This window comes from Pantoea sp. F_5 (assembly GCF_008631595.1).
Lineage (GTDB): Bacteria > Pseudomonadota > Gammaproteobacteria > Enterobacterales > Enterobacteriaceae > Pantoea > Pantoea gossypiicola.
The window spans coordinates 90,669-107,695 of the sequence record NZ_VWUO01000004.1; the positions used below are offsets into that span (position 1 = coordinate 90,669).

General features: G+C 54.2%; 13 protein-coding genes and 1 pseudogene. 7 read left to right on the plus strand and 7 right to left on the minus strand.

Annotated features, from left to right (window positions below; all coding sequences use genetic code 11):
* The first annotated feature begins 35 nt into the window (after positions 1-35).
* Positions 36-668 carry a DapH/DapD/GlmU-related protein gene (locus tag F3I44_RS07075; protein WP_150019366.1) on the plus strand — a complete coding sequence of 211 codons (633 nt, stop codon included), beginning with the start codon at positions 36-38 and terminating at the stop codon, positions 666-668.
* A 62-nt stretch (positions 669-730) separates the two neighbouring features.
* Here the strand turns inward: F3I44_RS07075 and F3I44_RS07080 are convergent.
* Positions 731-985: pseudogene (locus tag F3I44_RS07080) on the minus strand (MFS transporter); the annotation flags it as partial.
* A gap of 393 nt (positions 986-1,378) precedes the next feature.
* On the opposite strand from F3I44_RS07080, the gene F3I44_RS07090 reads away from it, so the two are divergent.
* Complete coding sequence (locus tag F3I44_RS07090; RefSeq protein WP_150010065.1) at positions 1,379-2,809, plus strand: cytosine permease; 1,431 nt, start codon at positions 1,379-1,381, stop codon at positions 2,807-2,809.
* Between the two features lie 112 nt (positions 2,810-2,921).
* On the opposite strand, the gene F3I44_RS07095 is transcribed toward F3I44_RS07090, so the two are convergent.
* Together F3I44_RS07095 and F3I44_RS07100 are read right to left on the minus strand one after the other, a co-directional pair.
* Entirely contained in the window at positions 2,922-4,244 is a 1,323-nt protein-coding gene (locus F3I44_RS07095; protein WP_150010067.1) for an MFS transporter, read from the minus strand.
* A 190-nt stretch (positions 4,245-4,434) separates the two neighbouring features.
* Positions 4,435-5,439: a GT-D fold domain-containing glycosyltransferase gene (locus tag F3I44_RS07100; protein WP_150010069.1), complete on the minus strand. Its 1,005-nt coding sequence runs from the start codon at positions 5,437-5,439 to the stop codon at positions 4,435-4,437.
* A 668-nt stretch (positions 5,440-6,107) separates the two neighbouring features.
* On the opposite strand from F3I44_RS07100, the gene F3I44_RS07105 reads away from it, so the two are divergent.
* On the plus strand, positions 6,108-8,465 hold the full coding sequence (locus F3I44_RS07105) for a membrane-bound PQQ-dependent dehydrogenase, glucose/quinate/shikimate family (protein ID WP_150010071.1): 2,358 nt from the start codon (positions 6,108-6,110) through the stop codon (positions 8,463-8,465).
* 258 nt (positions 8,466-8,723) lie between these two features.
* Here F3I44_RS07105 and F3I44_RS07110 read toward each other — a convergent pair whose 3' ends face one another.
* Positions 8,724-9,755, minus strand: a complete 1,032-nt coding sequence (locus F3I44_RS07110) for an NADP-dependent oxidoreductase (protein WP_150010073.1) — start codon at positions 9,753-9,755, stop codon at positions 8,724-8,726.
* Between the two features lie 188 nt (positions 9,756-9,943).
* Between F3I44_RS07110 and F3I44_RS07120 the strand changes: the two genes are divergently transcribed.
* Positions 9,944-10,612 (plus strand): glutamate racemase, encoded by a 669-nt coding sequence (locus tag F3I44_RS07120; protein WP_223811657.1) that lies wholly within the window; start codon positions 9,944-9,946, stop codon positions 10,610-10,612.
* A gap of 50 nt (positions 10,613-10,662) precedes the next feature.
* Here the strand turns inward: F3I44_RS07120 and F3I44_RS07125 are convergent, their stop codons facing one another.
* Positions 10,663-11,763 (minus strand): NADH:flavin oxidoreductase/NADH oxidase, encoded by a 1,101-nt coding sequence (locus F3I44_RS07125; RefSeq protein WP_150010075.1) that lies wholly within the window; start codon positions 11,761-11,763, stop codon positions 10,663-10,665.
* 229 nt (positions 11,764-11,992) lie between these two features.
* A complete protein-coding gene (locus F3I44_RS07130) occupies positions 11,993-12,742 on the minus strand; it encodes an SDR family oxidoreductase (RefSeq protein ID WP_150010077.1) in 750 nt (249 codons plus the stop codon).
* A gap of 152 nt (positions 12,743-12,894) precedes the next feature.
* Between F3I44_RS07130 and F3I44_RS07135 the strand changes: the two genes are divergently transcribed.
* The gene (locus F3I44_RS07135; RefSeq protein ID WP_150010079.1) at positions 12,895-13,818 is read left to right on the plus strand and encodes a LysR family transcriptional regulator; all 924 of its coding nucleotides are present in this window, start codon (positions 12,895-12,897) and stop codon (positions 13,816-13,818) included.
* A 14-nt stretch (positions 13,819-13,832) separates the two neighbouring features.
* On the opposite strand, the gene uraH is transcribed toward F3I44_RS07135, so the two are convergent.
* Entirely contained in the window at positions 13,833-14,255 is a 423-nt protein-coding gene (gene uraH / locus F3I44_RS07140; RefSeq protein WP_150019367.1) for a hydroxyisourate hydrolase, read from the minus strand.
* A 369-nt stretch (positions 14,256-14,624) separates the two neighbouring features.
* Between uraH and F3I44_RS23890 the strand changes: the two genes are divergently transcribed.
* Both F3I44_RS23890 and F3I44_RS07150 read left to right on the plus strand, forming a co-directional pair.
* Positions 14,625-15,818, plus strand: coding sequence for a thioredoxin domain-containing protein (locus tag F3I44_RS23890; protein WP_223811658.1), 1,194 nt, complete (start codon positions 14,625-14,627; stop codon positions 15,816-15,818).
* A 314-nt stretch (positions 15,819-16,132) separates the two neighbouring features.
* Entirely contained in the window at positions 16,133-16,648 is a 516-nt protein-coding gene (locus tag F3I44_RS07150; RefSeq protein ID WP_150010083.1) for an O-acetyl-ADP-ribose deacetylase, read from the plus strand.
* The last annotated feature ends 379 nt before the right edge of the window (positions 16,649-17,027 follow it).

Sequence of the window (17,027 nt, forward strand, 5' to 3'; positions counted from 1 at the left end):
CCGCCGGGGTGCTGCTTATCCTGACCGGGAGTAATATGTCCATTGCCGCCGTTATGCCCGCCCGATTAACGCACACCTGGATTGATGAGAGTGTACGGATGCGGGAAACCACCGTGGGTCAGCAGTGTGAGATCCTGGCGCACAGCACGCTGGAGTACAGCGTGCTGGGTGACTTCTCCTATGTCGGCGAGCACTGCTGCCTGGCTGATACCAAGGTGGGGCGTTTCTGCGCCATTGCCAATCAGGTGCGTATCGGTGCGCCGAATCATCCTATGGATCGGGCTTCGCAGCATCGCTTTACCTACTGCCCGGAGTATTATCATCCCGACGCACGGCGCGATCAGGGCTTCTTTGCAGCCCGCCGTGCCGATAGGATAGTCATCGGAAATAATGTCTGGATCGGGCACGGCGTGATTGTGCTGCCTGGCGTCACTATTGGCGATGGTGCGGTGCTGGCCGCGGGCGCAGTCGTAACCAAACACGTTGCGCCTTACACCGTGGTGGGCGGTGTTCCGGCCCGGCCGTTGCGGGTCCGATTTACGCCCGCGATTGCCGCCCGCCTGCAGCGCATTGCCTGGTGGAACTGGCCACTGGAAAAACTGCTCGCAAATCTGCCCGACTTTCAGCACGGCGACATCGACGCGTTCTGTCAGCGGCACGGGGAGTAATCATCTCAACGTCAGCCGGTTCGCACACCGATTCAGCACGGCGAGTAGCAGATGTATGAATTTCATGATTGACGTGCGCCATACCAACAGAGAAAGGCAGAGGCGCTGACGGCTGCCCCACCATAACAGACGGCCTGCCATCCCCAGTGAGCGTAAAGCTGAGTCGCCGCGATGGCCCCCAGCGCACTGCCCAGCGAGTAAAAGCACATGTACGCACCGACCAGACGACTGGCCGCCCCGGGCCGGGCAGCTACGAGCAGGCTCTGATTGATCACGTGGACTGTCTGAACAGCGAAATCGAGCAGGATCACCCCCGAAAACGAACACCATCTGTTTGAGAAGGGCGAAACGCACTCGGTGCTGCTGGATAATGCGGAAGGAAAGCCGCTGCCGCGCCTGGAGATCTGTTCCTCAAAGGAACAAAAACTGGACCCGGCCGACTGTCATCGCCAGCGGGTAGTGGCTAAAGGTTAACCTCCAGAAGATTTACGTCTCCACCCTCTCTTAATCTGGCAGGCCTGACACTCCACGCGATCCCGATCATCATCGTCAGCCTGTCGGTATCATCACATTTTCCAATGACAGGTTACCTTGTAACTTGCCCATGCCCATGACATTCTCGCTGATTGTATAGACATGTATCTTCAATCCTGGGTCGGGCACTTCACTTTTTCAGTTAACGCGTCTCTCACTGTTTCAGCGAGGAATCTATGTCGGTCAAAACATCTGTAGCAGACTATTCAGGCGCAGAGAAACAGCGCCTGTCAGAAACCCGTTCCATTGATTACATCCCATTGCGCGAACGGCACGGTCATCCCTTCAGCCAGTTCACGCTCTGGTTCGGTGGCAATCTGCAAATCACGGCCATTGTCACGGGCGCGCTGGCCGTGGTGCTGGGTGGCGACGTTGTATGGTCGCTCATCGGGTTACTGGTGGGGCAGATTCTGGGTGCAGCGATCATGTCTTTACATGCTATTCAGGGCCCGCGCCTGGGCTTACCACAGATGATCACCAGTCGTATGCAGTTTGGCGTATTTGGTGCCGTCATTCCGCTGGTGCTGGTCTGCATGATGTATGTAGGGTTCTCAGCCAGCGGGACAGTGTTAGCGGGGCAGGCGCTGGCTAAACTTATCCATGTCAGCAATTCAGCCGGAATGATCCTGTTCAGCATCCTCATCGTGATTATTGCGGTTCTGGGCTATCGCGTCATCCATCAGCTGGGGAAAGTGGCGAGCGTTATCGGCGTTTTAGCCTTTGCTTATCTGTTCATAACGCTGTTTTCTGCGCATGATTTATCCGCCGTCTGGCAGAATCAGCACTTTACCGTAGCGAATTTCCTGCTGGCGGTCTCCCTTTCTTCGTCATGGCAGATTGCTTTCTGTCCCTATGTCTCGGACTATTCGCGCTATCTGCCGGCGGATGTCTCTGCAAAGAAACTGTTCAGCGCGGTCTTTTTCGGCACTGTGCTTGGCACGCAGGCTTCAATGACGCTGGGGGTGATCGTCGCGGCGATTGCCGGTAGTGCGTTTGCAGGTAATGAGGTGGGTTACATCGTGAGCATGGGCAGCACGGCGACCATGGCGATGGTGATTTATTTCGCAATTTGCTTTGGGAAAATCACCTTTACCACGCTGAATGCCTACGGCAGTTTTATGTCACTGACGACCATTGTGTCTGGCTTCCGGCAGCAAACCACGCTGAGCCGGGGCGCACGCATTCTGTTTGTGGTGCTGATGGTGGCGCTGGCCTGCGTCATTGCTCTGCTCAGTGAACCGGCGTTTTTGAAATCCTTCACTCACTTCCTGCTCTTCCTGCTGGCTTTTTTTGTGCCCTGGAGCGCGATCAGCCTGACCGATTTCTATCTGATCACCAAAGGCAGGGTTGATGTCCCGGCGCTGTCGCAGCCCGATGGACGCTATGGACGCTGGAATCTGGCCGGTATCACCGTCTATTTCCTGGGCGTGCTGGTACAACTGCCGTTTATTGATAATCCGCTGCACCATGGCTCGCTGACCTGGATTTTTGCCGGCAATGATGTCTCGTGGATCATCGGCTGGTTTGCGACGGCGCTGTTATGGCTATTCACCAGCCGCTGGGATCGCCGTGGCAGACCTGAACAGTCAATCTATACCGCGATATGAAAAGGTAAAAGCCGCCCTGGAGGGCGGCTTTTTTTCAGGGGCTGGATGTGTGACAGGCAGGGTGTCAGGCTGAGGCGCAATCCGTCAAATCAGAAAATCTCGCCGCCTGAGATTATGCCGCCGAAACATCCGCCGCGCCGGTCTGCGCTTCGGCCACCAGCGGTTTCTCCGGCTGTAACAACGTCATCGCCAGCATGCTGCCAAAGGCGATGACTGCAGTGACGGTAAACATCGCGTTGTAACCGTAATATTCCGCCAGCCAGCCACAGAGCATCGGAGAGATAATTGCCGCCAGGTTGGCTATGGCCAGTGTCATGCCGCTATAGGTGCCAACCGACGCTTTCGGGGTGACATCGATGACTACCGACCAGTAGACATTATTCACCAGCGCATTCAGCGCATTGCCCAGGGTCATCAGCGCGATAATCCCGGCGGCCGACTGCACGTAGGGGATCGCCATAAAACAGCATGCGGTGCCGCACAGCGTGACCGCCGCAAACAGATTGCGCGCCAGCCGCAGATTACCGAAGCGGGCCAGCAGGGCATCGGCAATACGACCGCCCAGCAGCACGGTGATGCAGGCACCACTCCAGGGGATCATCGCCACGTACCATAGTGAGTGCAGGTCGTAATGGAAATTATCCTGCAGATACTTCGGCATCCAGGTCACCAGGGTAAAGGTGATGTAGAGGAAGGAGAAGTAGCCCAGCGCGTTGCAGACCAGCGTGCGGCTGGTAAAGAAGCGCCACCAGGGCAGGGAGACGCTGTCGCCTGTGCTGCGGCGCTGACCGTTCTGGATCAGTGTGCGTTCAGCCGCGCTGGTGTGAGGGCTCTTATCCGGGCTGTCACTGAAGGTGCGGGCAAACAGCGCCATCGCCAGCAGGGAGAACACACCCAGCAGGATAAACATCATACGCCAGTCATGAGTCAGCAGCAGCAGGCCAACCGCAATCGGCGCAGTCAGCAGTGCGCCAACCTGAGTAGAGAGCAGGCCAATACCCAGTGCAAAGCCGCGCTCGTTATCGGGTGCCCAGTGGGCAATCGCTTTGTTCATCAGCGCATAGGCCGGGCCTTCAGAAAAACCAAACAGGATGCGCAGAGCCGCAAAGCCCATAATGGCAGAGCCGCCAAACAGTGCCATGCCCAGTTCACCCGCCCAGGCGGTGGCGATCTCCAGCAGCGACCAGAGCACGCCGGCCAGCAGCCAGACTTTCTTCGTGCCGATACGGTCGGCAAGGAAGCCACCACACAGCGAACCAAACAGATAACCGAAGCCAAAGTAACCCAGCACGGCACCGAGCTGGACTTTGCTGAAGTGGTACTCTGCCGCAATGGCGTTGGCCGCAAATGACAGCGCGCCGCGATCGATGTAGTTGATCAGGGCGATCAGGAACAGCAGTGAAAATATTGTGTAACGGTAACGGCTGGATCTCATCTCACGTCTCCTGATTAGGTATCTCAGGAGAGCCAAAGCAAGATTAATGCCGGAGAAGAGCTCTCTCCGACAAAAACACCGCTGACAGAGGCTGCGGGCTGCTGAGCCTGCGTTTAACGGGTTAACTGATCCCGCTAATTATTCGCCTGCGCATCAATGCGGTGCAGTCATTGCCTGTCGATGGTGAAGCTCATGCAGCGTTATGATGCGTGCTGCTGACGTGGGGCAGCGGGATAACCAGGGCTTCCGCTTCAGCCGTGACTTTATCCTGTGGCGTTTCGCCAACATGCTGCAAAATCTGCCGCTGATACGTCGCATCAGCCACTGTTGTCTGTTCACTCAGCAGCACACCCGCTTCATTAACATTTTTTCCTGCCACTTTTACTTTGCTGGTGGCACTGACCAGCATCCACTCATATTCAATATCGACATGACCGCTATCAATACAGCGAACTCCACGCTGACTTAAATCATAAGCCAGCACGGTCGCCGTCGGACCTAAAGAAATTAAGACCAGATCAAAGTCGACGGCATTCGCTAATACCGTATCGAAGAGACGATCATAAACGGAAAAAGCATTACGGTTCAGCGTTGTAATACGTTTTATTTCGCTGGCCCCCTCCAGTAAATCATTGCCTAATCCCAGACGTGTGCCACTGCCCTCAACAATTAATACCCGGCGACCCTGGTAGAGCTGTTTAAATTTATCGAATATCGTCCTGGATAAGTGTTTGCTTTTATAGTCGTGATAAGGGCGGGTCACCGAGGTATTGCCATACTGGTATTGATGATTCAGCAGATCATCATAATGTTTAAAGTAAAATGATTTATGGAAGAACCAGAACAGGGCCGATCCATTTTTCATATTGCGGGTGGTGCGAAAAGCATCCGGCAGGCAAATCAGACAGTTCGGGTTGTCCCGGGGCTCCTGCTGCAGCAGCGTCTTGAGCCTTGCCGACAGTTTTGGGTCAAATGGCTGAAAGCCAATGTTTTTATACCAGGTCATCTCCAGTTCCCCGTCGCCGTAACGGGCCAGTGATAATTGCGGTTTACGTAATAGCAGATCGATTGTTTCTTCTATCGACATGACGGAATAACGCTTTACCCGTGCCTGCGCGGCAGGATAGCGAATGGCCGCATTAATGAATTTAAACGGGAAACGAAACTTACGATAAATAGCATGAAGTGCGGACATAGTTAGCCTGCCTGGGTTATTGTTGCCAGAGAAAATCCCGCCTGCTTGCCGGATAAATTCTTATAAGAGTGATGATATATATCACAGATAAAAGTAGGGTCGGGCTACGGAATATCTGAAATCGTTTTATTCAACAGAATCCCTGACATTATTAATATATTCCTCACTGAAGGCAGCGCTAAAAAATAATGTCAGAATAAAGTCAATTACCAGAAATAATAATCTGAAAATCATTGAAACCGCATGAGCACTGATAACCTGACGGTATAAGACATCAGCGAACTACGTTTTCTGATTTTAGCATTAAGAGTTGTTGCAGCAAGACGTTAATAAACCATTATGCTTATTTGACACTCATTATCCCTGTCTGATCAGACTTAAGCTGGCGTTAATGAAGCGTGGCTGGTCTGTCAGTTATTCACCTTTGAACAAAAGGTGCGATAATTCACGTCCTATCGTTAATTTTTTGTGATGAATATCGCGTATTTTCCCCTTAGGAAAGTAAATAAAGCGGTCTTAACGCTTCTGCAATCGCTATTTTTAATCAATATTACTAATGATTTACGCCTGTACACGTTTTTACATATTTCACATGTAAGTTAAAATCTCGTTGAATTTATGTTTCCAGCTTAACTTTCTGATGACCGCTAATGACCCGAGGAAGGATCATGATCAATAAAATAACCAGTGTAATCATGGTGATATTTGCTATCGCCCTGATTTACATGGGAGGACAACTTCTGCTTGCGGGAGGCAGCGCGTTCTACGCGTTGATGGGTGTTGGCGTTCTGCTCAGCGCGATTCTGCTGATGATGAACAAACGCAGTGCACTGACGCTGTATGCGCTGCTGATGTGGGTCACGCTGTTCTGGACGATCTGGGAAGTGGGCTTCGACAAATGGCAGTGGATTCCGCGCGGCGATCTGTTTGGTGTGCTGGGTGTCTGGCTGGCTCTGCCGTGGGTGGTTCGTCCTCTTTATCAGGGACAGCGCCGCTTCCATCCTTTCCTTGGCGGCTCAGTGGTGCTGATGGTGCTGCTGGTGATTGGCCTCTGCTTCTACGATCCGCTGCCGCAACAGGGCACCATTAATACCCAACGTAATAGTTCCGCGACCGGCGGTGCTGCTGAAGAGTGGAACGCCTATGGCGGGACGACGGATGGCCAGCGTTTCTCGGCACTGAAGCAGATTACTAAAGATAATGTGAAAGATCTGGAAGTCGCCTGGACCTATCACACCGGCGATCTGCGCCAGGGTGATGATGCGACTGAATACACCTTTGAAGCGACGCCGCTGAAAGCCAACGGCATGCTCTACTTCTGTACGCCGCACAACGAGGTACATGCTCTTGACCCGGAAACCGGTGCCGTGAAGTGGAAAACAGCGCCGGATAAAAACCGCTCTTATCTGCAGCAGCACCAGACCTGCCGTGGCGTGAGCTACTTCGATGCGGGTCAGCAGGTGGAGCAGCAGACAGGCGCATCCCCGGCTATCTGCCGCAAACGTATCTTTAATGCGACCACCGATGCCCGCCTTCTGGCGCTGGATGCCGACACCGGCAAGCCCTGTGCTGACTTTGGTAACAACGGTGTGGTAAACCTGCGTACCAATATGGGCGAAGTGCGTCCGCATGCACTGATGCAGACTGCGGCACCACTGGTGGCAGGCAATCTGGTGATCGTAGGCGGTTCGGTGATGGATAACGGCTTCAACAGCGGCAACCCATCGGGTGTGATCCGTGCCTATGATGCCGTTACGGGTCGTCTGGTGTGGAACTTCGATCCGGCTAATCCGGATAACACTGCACCGGTCGCCGCAGGCGCAACGTATCCGCAGGATACCCCGGTTGCCTGGGCCACCCTGAGCGCCGACCTGAAAAACGGTCTGGTCTATGTGCCGTTTGGTAATGCCTCGCCGGATGAAGTAGGGATTAAACGCGATCCTGCCAGCAACACCGAAAAATTCCGTGATGCACTGGTGGCACTGGATCTGAAAACCGGCGCGTTCAAATGGCGTTATCAGAGTTCGAACCACGACCTGTGGGATCGCGATAATCCGTCACAGCCGTCGCTGGTGGACATCAACTATCAGGGCAAACCGCAACCGGCGGTGATCCTGCCGACCAAAACCGGCAACCTGTTTGTGCTCAACCGCCTGACCGGGGAGCCGGTTTACCCGGTAGAGCAGGTTAAGGTCTCCACGGATGGTATTAAGGGTGAGCAGTATGCGGCGACCCAGCCGGTCTCCAGCCTGAACTTCATTCCGCAACCGCTGACTGAGAAGTCGATGTGGGGCATTACGCCGTTTGACCAGATGGCCTGCCGCACGACCTTCCGTGAACTGCGCTATGACGGTAACCCATGGACGCCGCCAACCGAGAAAGGCTCGCTGATCTTCCCGGGCAATATCGGCGTGTTTAACTGGGGTTCCGTGGCTGTTGATCCGCAGCGTCAGATGCTGATTGCGGCACCGGTGCGCCTGGCCTACAAATACAACCTGATTAAGCGCACGCCGGAAACCGAAACCCAGCGTACCTTCACCAAAGATGGCACGCCGTACTGGAATGAAAACTTCCACGGAGATTACGCTATCCACATCCAGCAGATGGCGTCAGGTCTGGGTATTCCCTGCATCGCGCCACCGTGGGGACGGATGGTGGGTGTGGATCTGACCACCGGCAAAACTGAATGGCTGCGTCGCGTCGGCACCACCAAAAACCTCAAGACCAGCTTCCTGCCTGGCCGCTTCCCGCTCGGTTTCCCGATGGGGATGGTGGCGCACGGCGGACCGCTGCTGACGGCGGGTGATCTGGTGTTCCACGGCGCAACGGCAGATAACTTCTTCCGTGCTTACGACAGCACCACCGGCGAACTGCTGTGGCAGACGGAACTGAGCGCGGGTGCGCAGGCCACGCCATCCACCTTTATGGGTAAAGATGGCAAGCAGTATGTCGTGATTGCAGCTGGCGGCCACGGCTCGCTTGGCACCACGGCGGGCGACAGCGTTGTCGCTTTCCGTCTGAAGTAATCCTGACCCGCTGAGCGCCGCCCCGGCGCTCAGCTTTTTTACGCGCTTGCCTGGCTGACTTTCCTGCCATATTACCTCTTCGCTTTTTTACCTTCTGAATATGTTTATTGCTAAGCGTCGTCAGTAACAGGTGCGCCTGATGTGAGTGAGAGTCTTTGAGTTACGCGCGGGATTGAGGCCGGAGAGGTCACACTGCGGGAACAGGGATATGGCATTCATTGCAGCGTGCCACGTCAGTGGCGTGGCACGCTAACGTCATTATGCGCCGACGTTCACCACGGTTTTACCGAAGTTTTTGCCATTCAGCATATCGATAAACGCCTGTGGTGCGTTATCCAACCCTTCAATCATGTGCTCGCGATAGTGGATTTTTTTGCTCTCCACCATAGGACGCATTGCCTCCAGGAACTCCGGATAGCGGTCACCGTAATCCTGGAAGATGATAAAGCCCTGCATACGGATACGGCGCTTCAGAATGCCCGCCATGATCAATGAGGTTCTGTCCGGGCCTTCCGGCAGCTCACGCTGGCTGTAGGCGGAGACCAGGCCACAGACCGGCACCCGCGCGGCGGTGTTAAGCAGCGGGAATACCGCATCAAACACTTTGCCACCCACATTTTCGAAATAAATATCGATGCCATCCGGGCAGGCGTTTTTCAGCTGCTCTTCAAAGTCGGCACTGTGGTGATCGAGGCAGGCATCAAAGCCCAGTGTATCAACTGCATAACGGCATTTCTCTTCACCGCCCGCGACACCGACGACACGACAGCCTTTCTGTTTTCCTAACTGACCCACTGTTGCGCCTACCGGACCGGTTGCCGCGGCGACAACCAGGGTTTCACCCGCTTTAGGCTGACCGATATCCATCAGGCCCATATAGGCGGTAAAGCCTGGCATTCCGAGAATGCCCAGCGCCCAGGACGGATGCGGCAGATCGTTGCCCAGCTTCGCAATCTCTTTACCATCGGAGACGGCATATTCCTGCCAGCCACTCTGCGCCAGCACCCAGTCACCGGTTTTAAACTCGCTGTTTTTTGATTCGACGACCTGACAGACGGTACCACCGACCATCGGCTGATCCAGCTCTGCCGGTGCAGCGTAGGATTTACCGTCATCCATCCGGCCACGCATGTAGGGATCCAGTGAGAGGTAGATGGTCTTCAGCAGCACTTCGCCTTCTTTGATTTCCGGCAAGGGCTGCGCCACATGGCGGAAATTCTCTTTGGTCGGCTCACCGTGAGGGCGTGAAGCCAGTAACCAGGCGTGGTTCTGGGTTGCTTGTTCAGTCATATTGTCTTCCTTTTATAGCCGGGCGATGCACAGGGCATTACCGTATGAATACCGGAAAAGTGTAGATGACTGCGGCAGGAATGGGTTTAGCGCTGTGAGCGGTAAGGTGATATTAATCCTTACCGGGAGCAGCGGGGCGTGACATTTATCGACAGGGATGGTTATCGTGTTGTTATCCAGCATGCCTTGTGGCAACCCACACACTGACCCTGCACCTGTCAGAAAAGGAACTCACCCTGAATATTCTTTGCTTTCACACTGCCGCCAGCAATATCCCGATATTTGATGATGCCGCCACCACACTGACGGGTGACAACGCGCCGCTGAATCATCTGGTGATGCCTGCACTGCTGGCCGAGGCGGCGCGCAGTGGCGGGATGACGACTGCGTTACGCCGCCGTATTGCCCAAATGATTGAAACGCTGCTGCCGCAGTTCGATGCGGTGCTGATCACCTGCTCGACGCTGGGGCCAGTTGCCGATGATTTCTCTGTGCAGGATCGGGTCATGCGCACCGACGGGATGTTAGCGCAGGCGCTACAACGCCATACGGGGCCGACGGTAGCCCTCTGTGCAGCAGAATCAACGCTGACGGCGACGCGGGCGCTCTTCTGCCAGCCGGGCAGCCAGACAGAGGTTGCGCTGGTGGAGGGCGCGTGGGCGGCGTTTAAAGCGGGGGACACAACAGAATACTTTACACTGATTGCGGCAGCCGCCGAGCAGGCGTATCAGCAGGGTGCCGTTGCGGTGGCTTTGGCGCAAAGCTCAATGACGCCGGTTGCCCGGCAGTTTCCCGCGGCACGGCGACCGCTGACTGGCCCGCATCTTGCGTTGCAGGCCTGCTACGATCTCAGATGATCGTTACGTTATGCGGGCAGAGCGCCATCTATGCGCTCTGCCCATAAAGCTTACTGATCCTGCGTCAGAATGCCTTTGACATCGTGCGGTTCAGAACGCAGATATTGCGGCGGAACCTGGACTTTGCCTTCCAGCACAGCCGCAGCGTGCCACGGCCAGCGTGGATCGTAGAGAATACCGCGCGCCAGTGCGACCAGGTCGGCATCGCCCTGTTGAAGCACACCTTCCGCCTGCTGCGGTTCAGTAATCAGGCCAACCGCAATCACCGGAATCGACACCTGTTCACGGATATCGCGTGAGAACGGCACCTGGTAATTAGGTCCGACGCTGATTTTCTGATCTTCCGACAACCCCCCACTTGAGACGTGGATATAGGCGCAGTTCAGCGCTTCCAGCTCACGTGAGAAGGCGATCGACTGCTCGATTTCCCAGCCGCCTTCGACCCAGTCCGTAGCGGAAATGCGCACGCCTACCGGCACGGACGCGGGTACGGCTTCACGGACGGCTTTGAACACCTCCAGCGGGAAGCGCATACGGTTTTCCAGCGAATCGCCATATTCGTCACTGCGCTGATTCGACAGCGGCGACAGGAACTGATGCAGCAGATAGCCGTGCGCTGCATGGACTTCGATCAGCTCAATGCCCAGGCGTACCGCGCGATGGGCGCTGTCGACAAAGGCCTGTTTTACACGCTGCAGATCGTCAATGCTCATCGCCAGCGGTTTCACTTCGTCCGCGCTGTAGCTCAGGGCAGATGGTGCTACGGTCTGCCAGCCGCCGGCATCCGGTGCAATCTGCTTACCGCCTTCCCAGGGCACGGCGCACGATGCTTTGCGGCCCGCATGGCCCAGCTGAATACCCACCGGAATAGAAGAGTAGCGGCGCACATCTTCCAGCACCGTTTTCAGTGCGGCTTCATTGTCATCATTCCACAAGCCCAAATCGCCGGGAGAGATACGACCAATGTCCTCGACGGCCGTGGCTTCGATAATCATCAGACCCGCACCGGAAAAAGAGAGCTGGCCAAGATGAATACGGTGCCAGGCGGTGGCATTGCCTGCTTCAGCCGAGTACTGGCACATCGGCGCAATCACAATGCGGTTATCCAGCGTAAGTTCGCCCAGTGAGACAGTGGAAAAAAGTTGGCTCATGTTATCTCCGTGGTTTTATGACTGACGTGACAGGCAATAACTATAGCGGGAGATCTCACAGGGCGGGGTTAAAGCAACGTGTCATTTTATGACGACAAGCCGCAATCAGTGCAAAAGCAGCGTACCCTGCAGCAGCAGCAGGGCATGTGGCACGTTCAGTTGGCCTCTGATTAACGGGGAATGCCTGTGATGCTGAGTGACCAACCCCTGTTTACTTTTTCGCTCAACTTCAGACCTGCGCCATTCCGCCATCAACAAACAGCTCTGTCGCATTGATAAAGCTGGCGGCATCAGACGCGAGAAAGGCAACGGTTCTGGCCACTTCCTGCGATTCTCCCAGACGGCCAAGCGGTATCTGTGCAGCCAGCGCATCAAATAGCCCCTGACGCTGATCTTCACTGACCAGATCACCCAGCCCCGGCGTGCGGATTGGGCCGGGACTGACGACATTAACCCGGATGCCGCGCTCTTTCAGATCCAGCGCCCACGAACGGGCAAAGTTACGCACTGCTGCTTTACTGGCGCTGTAGACGCTAAAGGCCGCTGTACCCTGTGAAGCAGCGGTTGACCCGGTCAGAATCACTGACGCGCCATCAACCAGCAGAGGCAGGGCTTTCTGTACCGTAAAGAGCACGCCGCGCACGTTGGTGCCAAAGATCCGATCAACGTGCTCTTCAGTAATCGCGCCCAGCGGCAGCATGTCGCCGCCTCCGGCGTTAGCAAACAGAATATCCAGCCGTCCAGCCTGCGCCGCAATGCGCGAGTAAACATTGTCGAGATCGTGCAACTGAGAGGCGTCGGCCCGGATGCCGCTGATGGTTCCGCCGATTTCAGCGACCGCAGCATCCAGCTCCGCCTGACGTCGGCCGGTAATAAAGACCTGTGCGCCCTGTGCCGCCAGTTCACGTGCGGTGGCCAGGCCAATTCCGCTTGTTCCGCCTGTTACCAGAGCAATTTTTCCTGCAAGTGATGCGTTCATGAGCGTTTCTCCGAAGAGTGGCATTAACAGATTTATCTCTTCCCGGTCAGCGGGGCTGCCGGACTGATTGCTACTGTAAGAGAGGAGGATTGACGGATAAATCCGCAAAAATGAAAATGACTATCCATGTGGGTGGATAATAGGGGACGTGAATGGATCAGTTGCTGGCGATTAAAGCCTTTTCACGGGTAGTGGAAAGCGGCAGTTTTACCCGTGCGGCGGACTCGCTTAACATGCCGAAAGCCACGCTGAGCAAGCTGGTTCAGGAGCTGGAAGCGCATCTTTCCGTCAGGCTTCTGCAGCGTACTACCCGACGCGTGACCGTCACCGCGGAAGGGCGGGAATACTACGAGAAGGCACTGCGTATCCTGCGCGATCTGGAGGATATCGATGCCTGTTTCAATGCGCTGCGCAGTAAGCCGCGCGGACACTTACGTGTCGATATTGGCGGATCGACCGCGCGGGATATCCTGATTCCGCTGCTGCCCGATTTCTTTGACCGCTATCCGGATATTACGCTCGACCTTGGCGTCTCCGATCGTCCGGTTAACCTGATTAGCGATAACGTTGACTGTGTAATCCGTGGCGGTCCCCTGGCTGACTCCTCACTGATCGCCCGACTGATTGGGCATGCAACGCTGATCACCTGCGCGACACCCGCCTATCTGAAAGCGTCTGGCGTGCCTGCCTATCCTGATGAACTGCGTAACGGGCACCGACTGGTGAGTTACCTTTCGCCGCTAACCGGCAAGCCATTTCCGCTACGATTCGAACGACAGGGAGAAAAAGTTGAGATCACCAGTGCGCATCGTATTGGCGTCAATGAGAGTAACGGGCATCTGGCTGCGGGGCTGGCAGGGCTGGGGATTATTCAGACGTTCAGCTATTCGCTGTCGTCGATTCTGCGGCGGGGTGACATGGTTGAGATCCTGCGCGACTGGCGTCCCGCGGGTTATCCGTTTCATCTGGTCTATCCGCAAAATCGGCACGTAACGCAACGCTTAAGGGTCTTTATTGACTGGCTGGTGGCCCGTTTTCCGGCGCGTGTCGCGGGAGAGGGGGAATCCGGCACCTGAGTGCCGGACTGTCATCAGTTGCCGCGATAGGTTGAGTAACCAAACGGACTAAGCAGTAACGGGATATGGTAGTGCTCACCGTTTGCTTCCATGTTGAACTCAACCGGGATTTCCGGGAAGAAGCTTTTCTGGTTGCTCTTTTTATAGAAGTCACCGGTTTTAAATACGACGCGGTAGCTGCCTGCGCTGGCCGTTTTGTCCTGCGGGAACAGGGCGCTGATACGACCATTGTTATCGGTGACGCCTGACGCCAGCTTCACCCAGTTATCCTGCTGCTTCTGGTCCAGTTCAACCTCAATACCGGCTGTCGGCTGGCCAGTCTGCAGATTCAGAACGTGTACGCTCAGTGGGTTTTTTGCGGCAGTCGGCTGAGCTGCGATAGTGGACGCGGCAGAGGTCATCAGTAATGTAGCAATCAAAGCATATGAAGTTTTCATCAATGTTTCCTTTATTGACTGTTTGAGGACGGGTGACAATGCTGAGAGAGTAATGTGCCTGAGGACAAAAGGATAATGAGTGGAAGGAAATGTGAAATTTCCGAGAAAAAGGAATGTATTTAGTTACATCATACAAAGGTTGTCTTAACCGATTACTCAACATTTGTGCGGTTGAAGCTAACCAGGAAACGAGGGTGCCAGGTTAAATTTTCTGTAAATCCAGCAAAGAAAGCAGGGCGGCAGCAGGCTTAAATCGGCTTTATATGACGTGAGTCAATGAGTTACAGAACTCACTAATGAAAATACCCAGCGCGGCGCTGCCGAAATCGCCATCATACATGAGCGATCCCACATTCAGGACGACAATTAATGATTAAAAATAAACTGGCACTAGCCATGATGTTACTGGCTGGTGCGACCAGCGTTTCGACGGCAATAGCGGCAGAACCAGCGGCTGCCGATCCTGCTGTGAATACCGTTATCCAGCCTGAAGCGGCTGCATCTGCTATTTCGCAACCTGATCAGCAGCCAGCCCGTTCTGAAGCGCCAGCCGTTACAGCAACTCATGAGGCCTCGCAGCAACCGGATGATTCTGTGGCGACAGCGCCATCCAGTCCGGATTCGGCAGAGCAGCCATCCGTTGCGACTGCGCCAGAAGCCAGCGCCGCTCCGGTATCGCAGGAAGCCGCGACTTCTGTGCCGGTTCAGCCACAATCTGAGAGCAAGCAGTCGTCACAGGCTGTTAATCCGTCTGCTGAGGCAGCTTCCGTGGCGGAAAAGAGTGAGCCGCAACCAGCAGTAACCGATATGGATGCCACACAAAAATCCGCGCAGACGCCAGCTGCTGAACCTCTGTTTACGCCAGAACAGGAAACGCGCATTGGTGAGCTGGCGAAAGCTTATCTGCTGAAGCACCCTGAATTACTGATTGAAGTGGATCAGAAACTACAGAAAATTCAGTATGACGAGCAGATAAAAGCGATGACCACAGCAGCTATTCAGCATCAGGACGACCTGCTGAATGATAAAACCGTGCCTGCCATCGGGCCGGAGGACGCAAAAGTCGCGGTGATAGAATTCTTCGACTATCAATGCAGCGTCTGTGCACGACAGGCACCCATCATTCAATCGCTGATGAAAAATAATCCTCAGGTACGCTTTATCTTCAAAGAGTGGCCCATTTTTGGTTATCGCTGGAAACCCTCTTTCCAGGCGGCCGAAACAGGTTTAAGAATCTGGCAGCAAAAGGGCGGTGATGCCTATATGAAATACCACAATGCGCTATTTGCCAGTGGTCATATTGAGGGTGCGCTGACACAGAAAGATATCACTAAAGCAGCGTCTGCAGCCGGTGCCGGTAAGTTAAAAAGCAATGATATGCTCGACACATTATCCCACACGGATATCCTGGCGAAAAATACCGGTTTTCAGGGTACGCCGGCAATGATTGTTATGCCTCTGTCGGGTGCGACCGCAGAGACGGTAACGATTTACCCAGGCGGTGCGATGGAAGAGATGTTGCAGTCGGCGATTAATAAAGCCCTTGGTCAGGCGGGAAACTAAATCATTGTCCAAAACAGGATGCCGGAAGGTGAATGATAATCCTTCCGGCATCTTTTTATTTTTCGTTTTTTGCTGACTGAGATGGCCTGATTATTTTTGGCATCATTGACAGGCCGCTGGCAATGCATCCCTTAATCAATTTGCCAGGTTATGTTGCGTGCCTGAGTTGTTGAGAAAATCGTCTTAACTGGCTCGACCTTGTTTCACCAGATTCAGGCTATATTTGACTACGTCGCAAATTTTCAGTCATGACAACAAAGAAATGCAACGTCAGCAGGTTCGGGCATGTAGCTACAGTAATCAGGTGGGGTCAGATGAATAAAATAACTGTAATTCAGGGCGATATCACTAAAATCTCCGCAGAAGCGATTGTTAATGCAGCCAACTCTTCATTGCTGGGTGGTGGTGGTGTAGATGGCGCAATCCATCGCGCAGGCGGACCTGTGATTCTGGCTGAGTGTCATTTAATCCGCAGTCGTCAGGGTGGATGCAAAGTCGGTGATGCCGTGATAACGGGTGCAGGTAATTTGCCAGCGGATTATGTCATCCACACTGTAGGCCCACGCTGGAGCGATGGACGACATGACGAAGATGCACTGTTAAAACGTGCTTACCTGAGCTGTTTTAAACTTGTCGACCATCACGGCATTAAAACGGTCTCGTTTCCCAATATCAGCACAGGAATTTATGGTTTCCCTAAAGAACGTGCTGCGGCGATTGCCTTAGATGTCATTAAACATTGCATCGCTGAAAACCGCACAATCGAGAACGTTAACGTAGTCTGTTTCGATGCAGAAAATTACGATCTCTATCTTAAGCGACTTAACTGATAATACGCATGAGAAGGTCAGGGGAGACGTCTTTCAGTCAGAGGATCGCAATCTGCCAGAAGAATGCAGGCAGAAAAAAGGAACCTGATACCTTATTTAACATAATATACATTATGCGCTCTTTAGTGCGTGTCTGATTATGATGCCCGGACATCCCGACATTGCTGGATTCTGACGACTGGATCAGCTTTACCACCCAACTTGTCTCTTTCATCAAACACTGCTCAAACTCTGGATTGTTCATGAGACGCTGCCATTATCAGGTTTACCTTGATCTCCTGAAAGAAAAACGTCCCTTTTTGTTTTATGACTTGCGTCTGATGCTGTGATGACTATTACAGTGCTGCGCCTGATTACACCGCAGCACTCTCGCTACGGT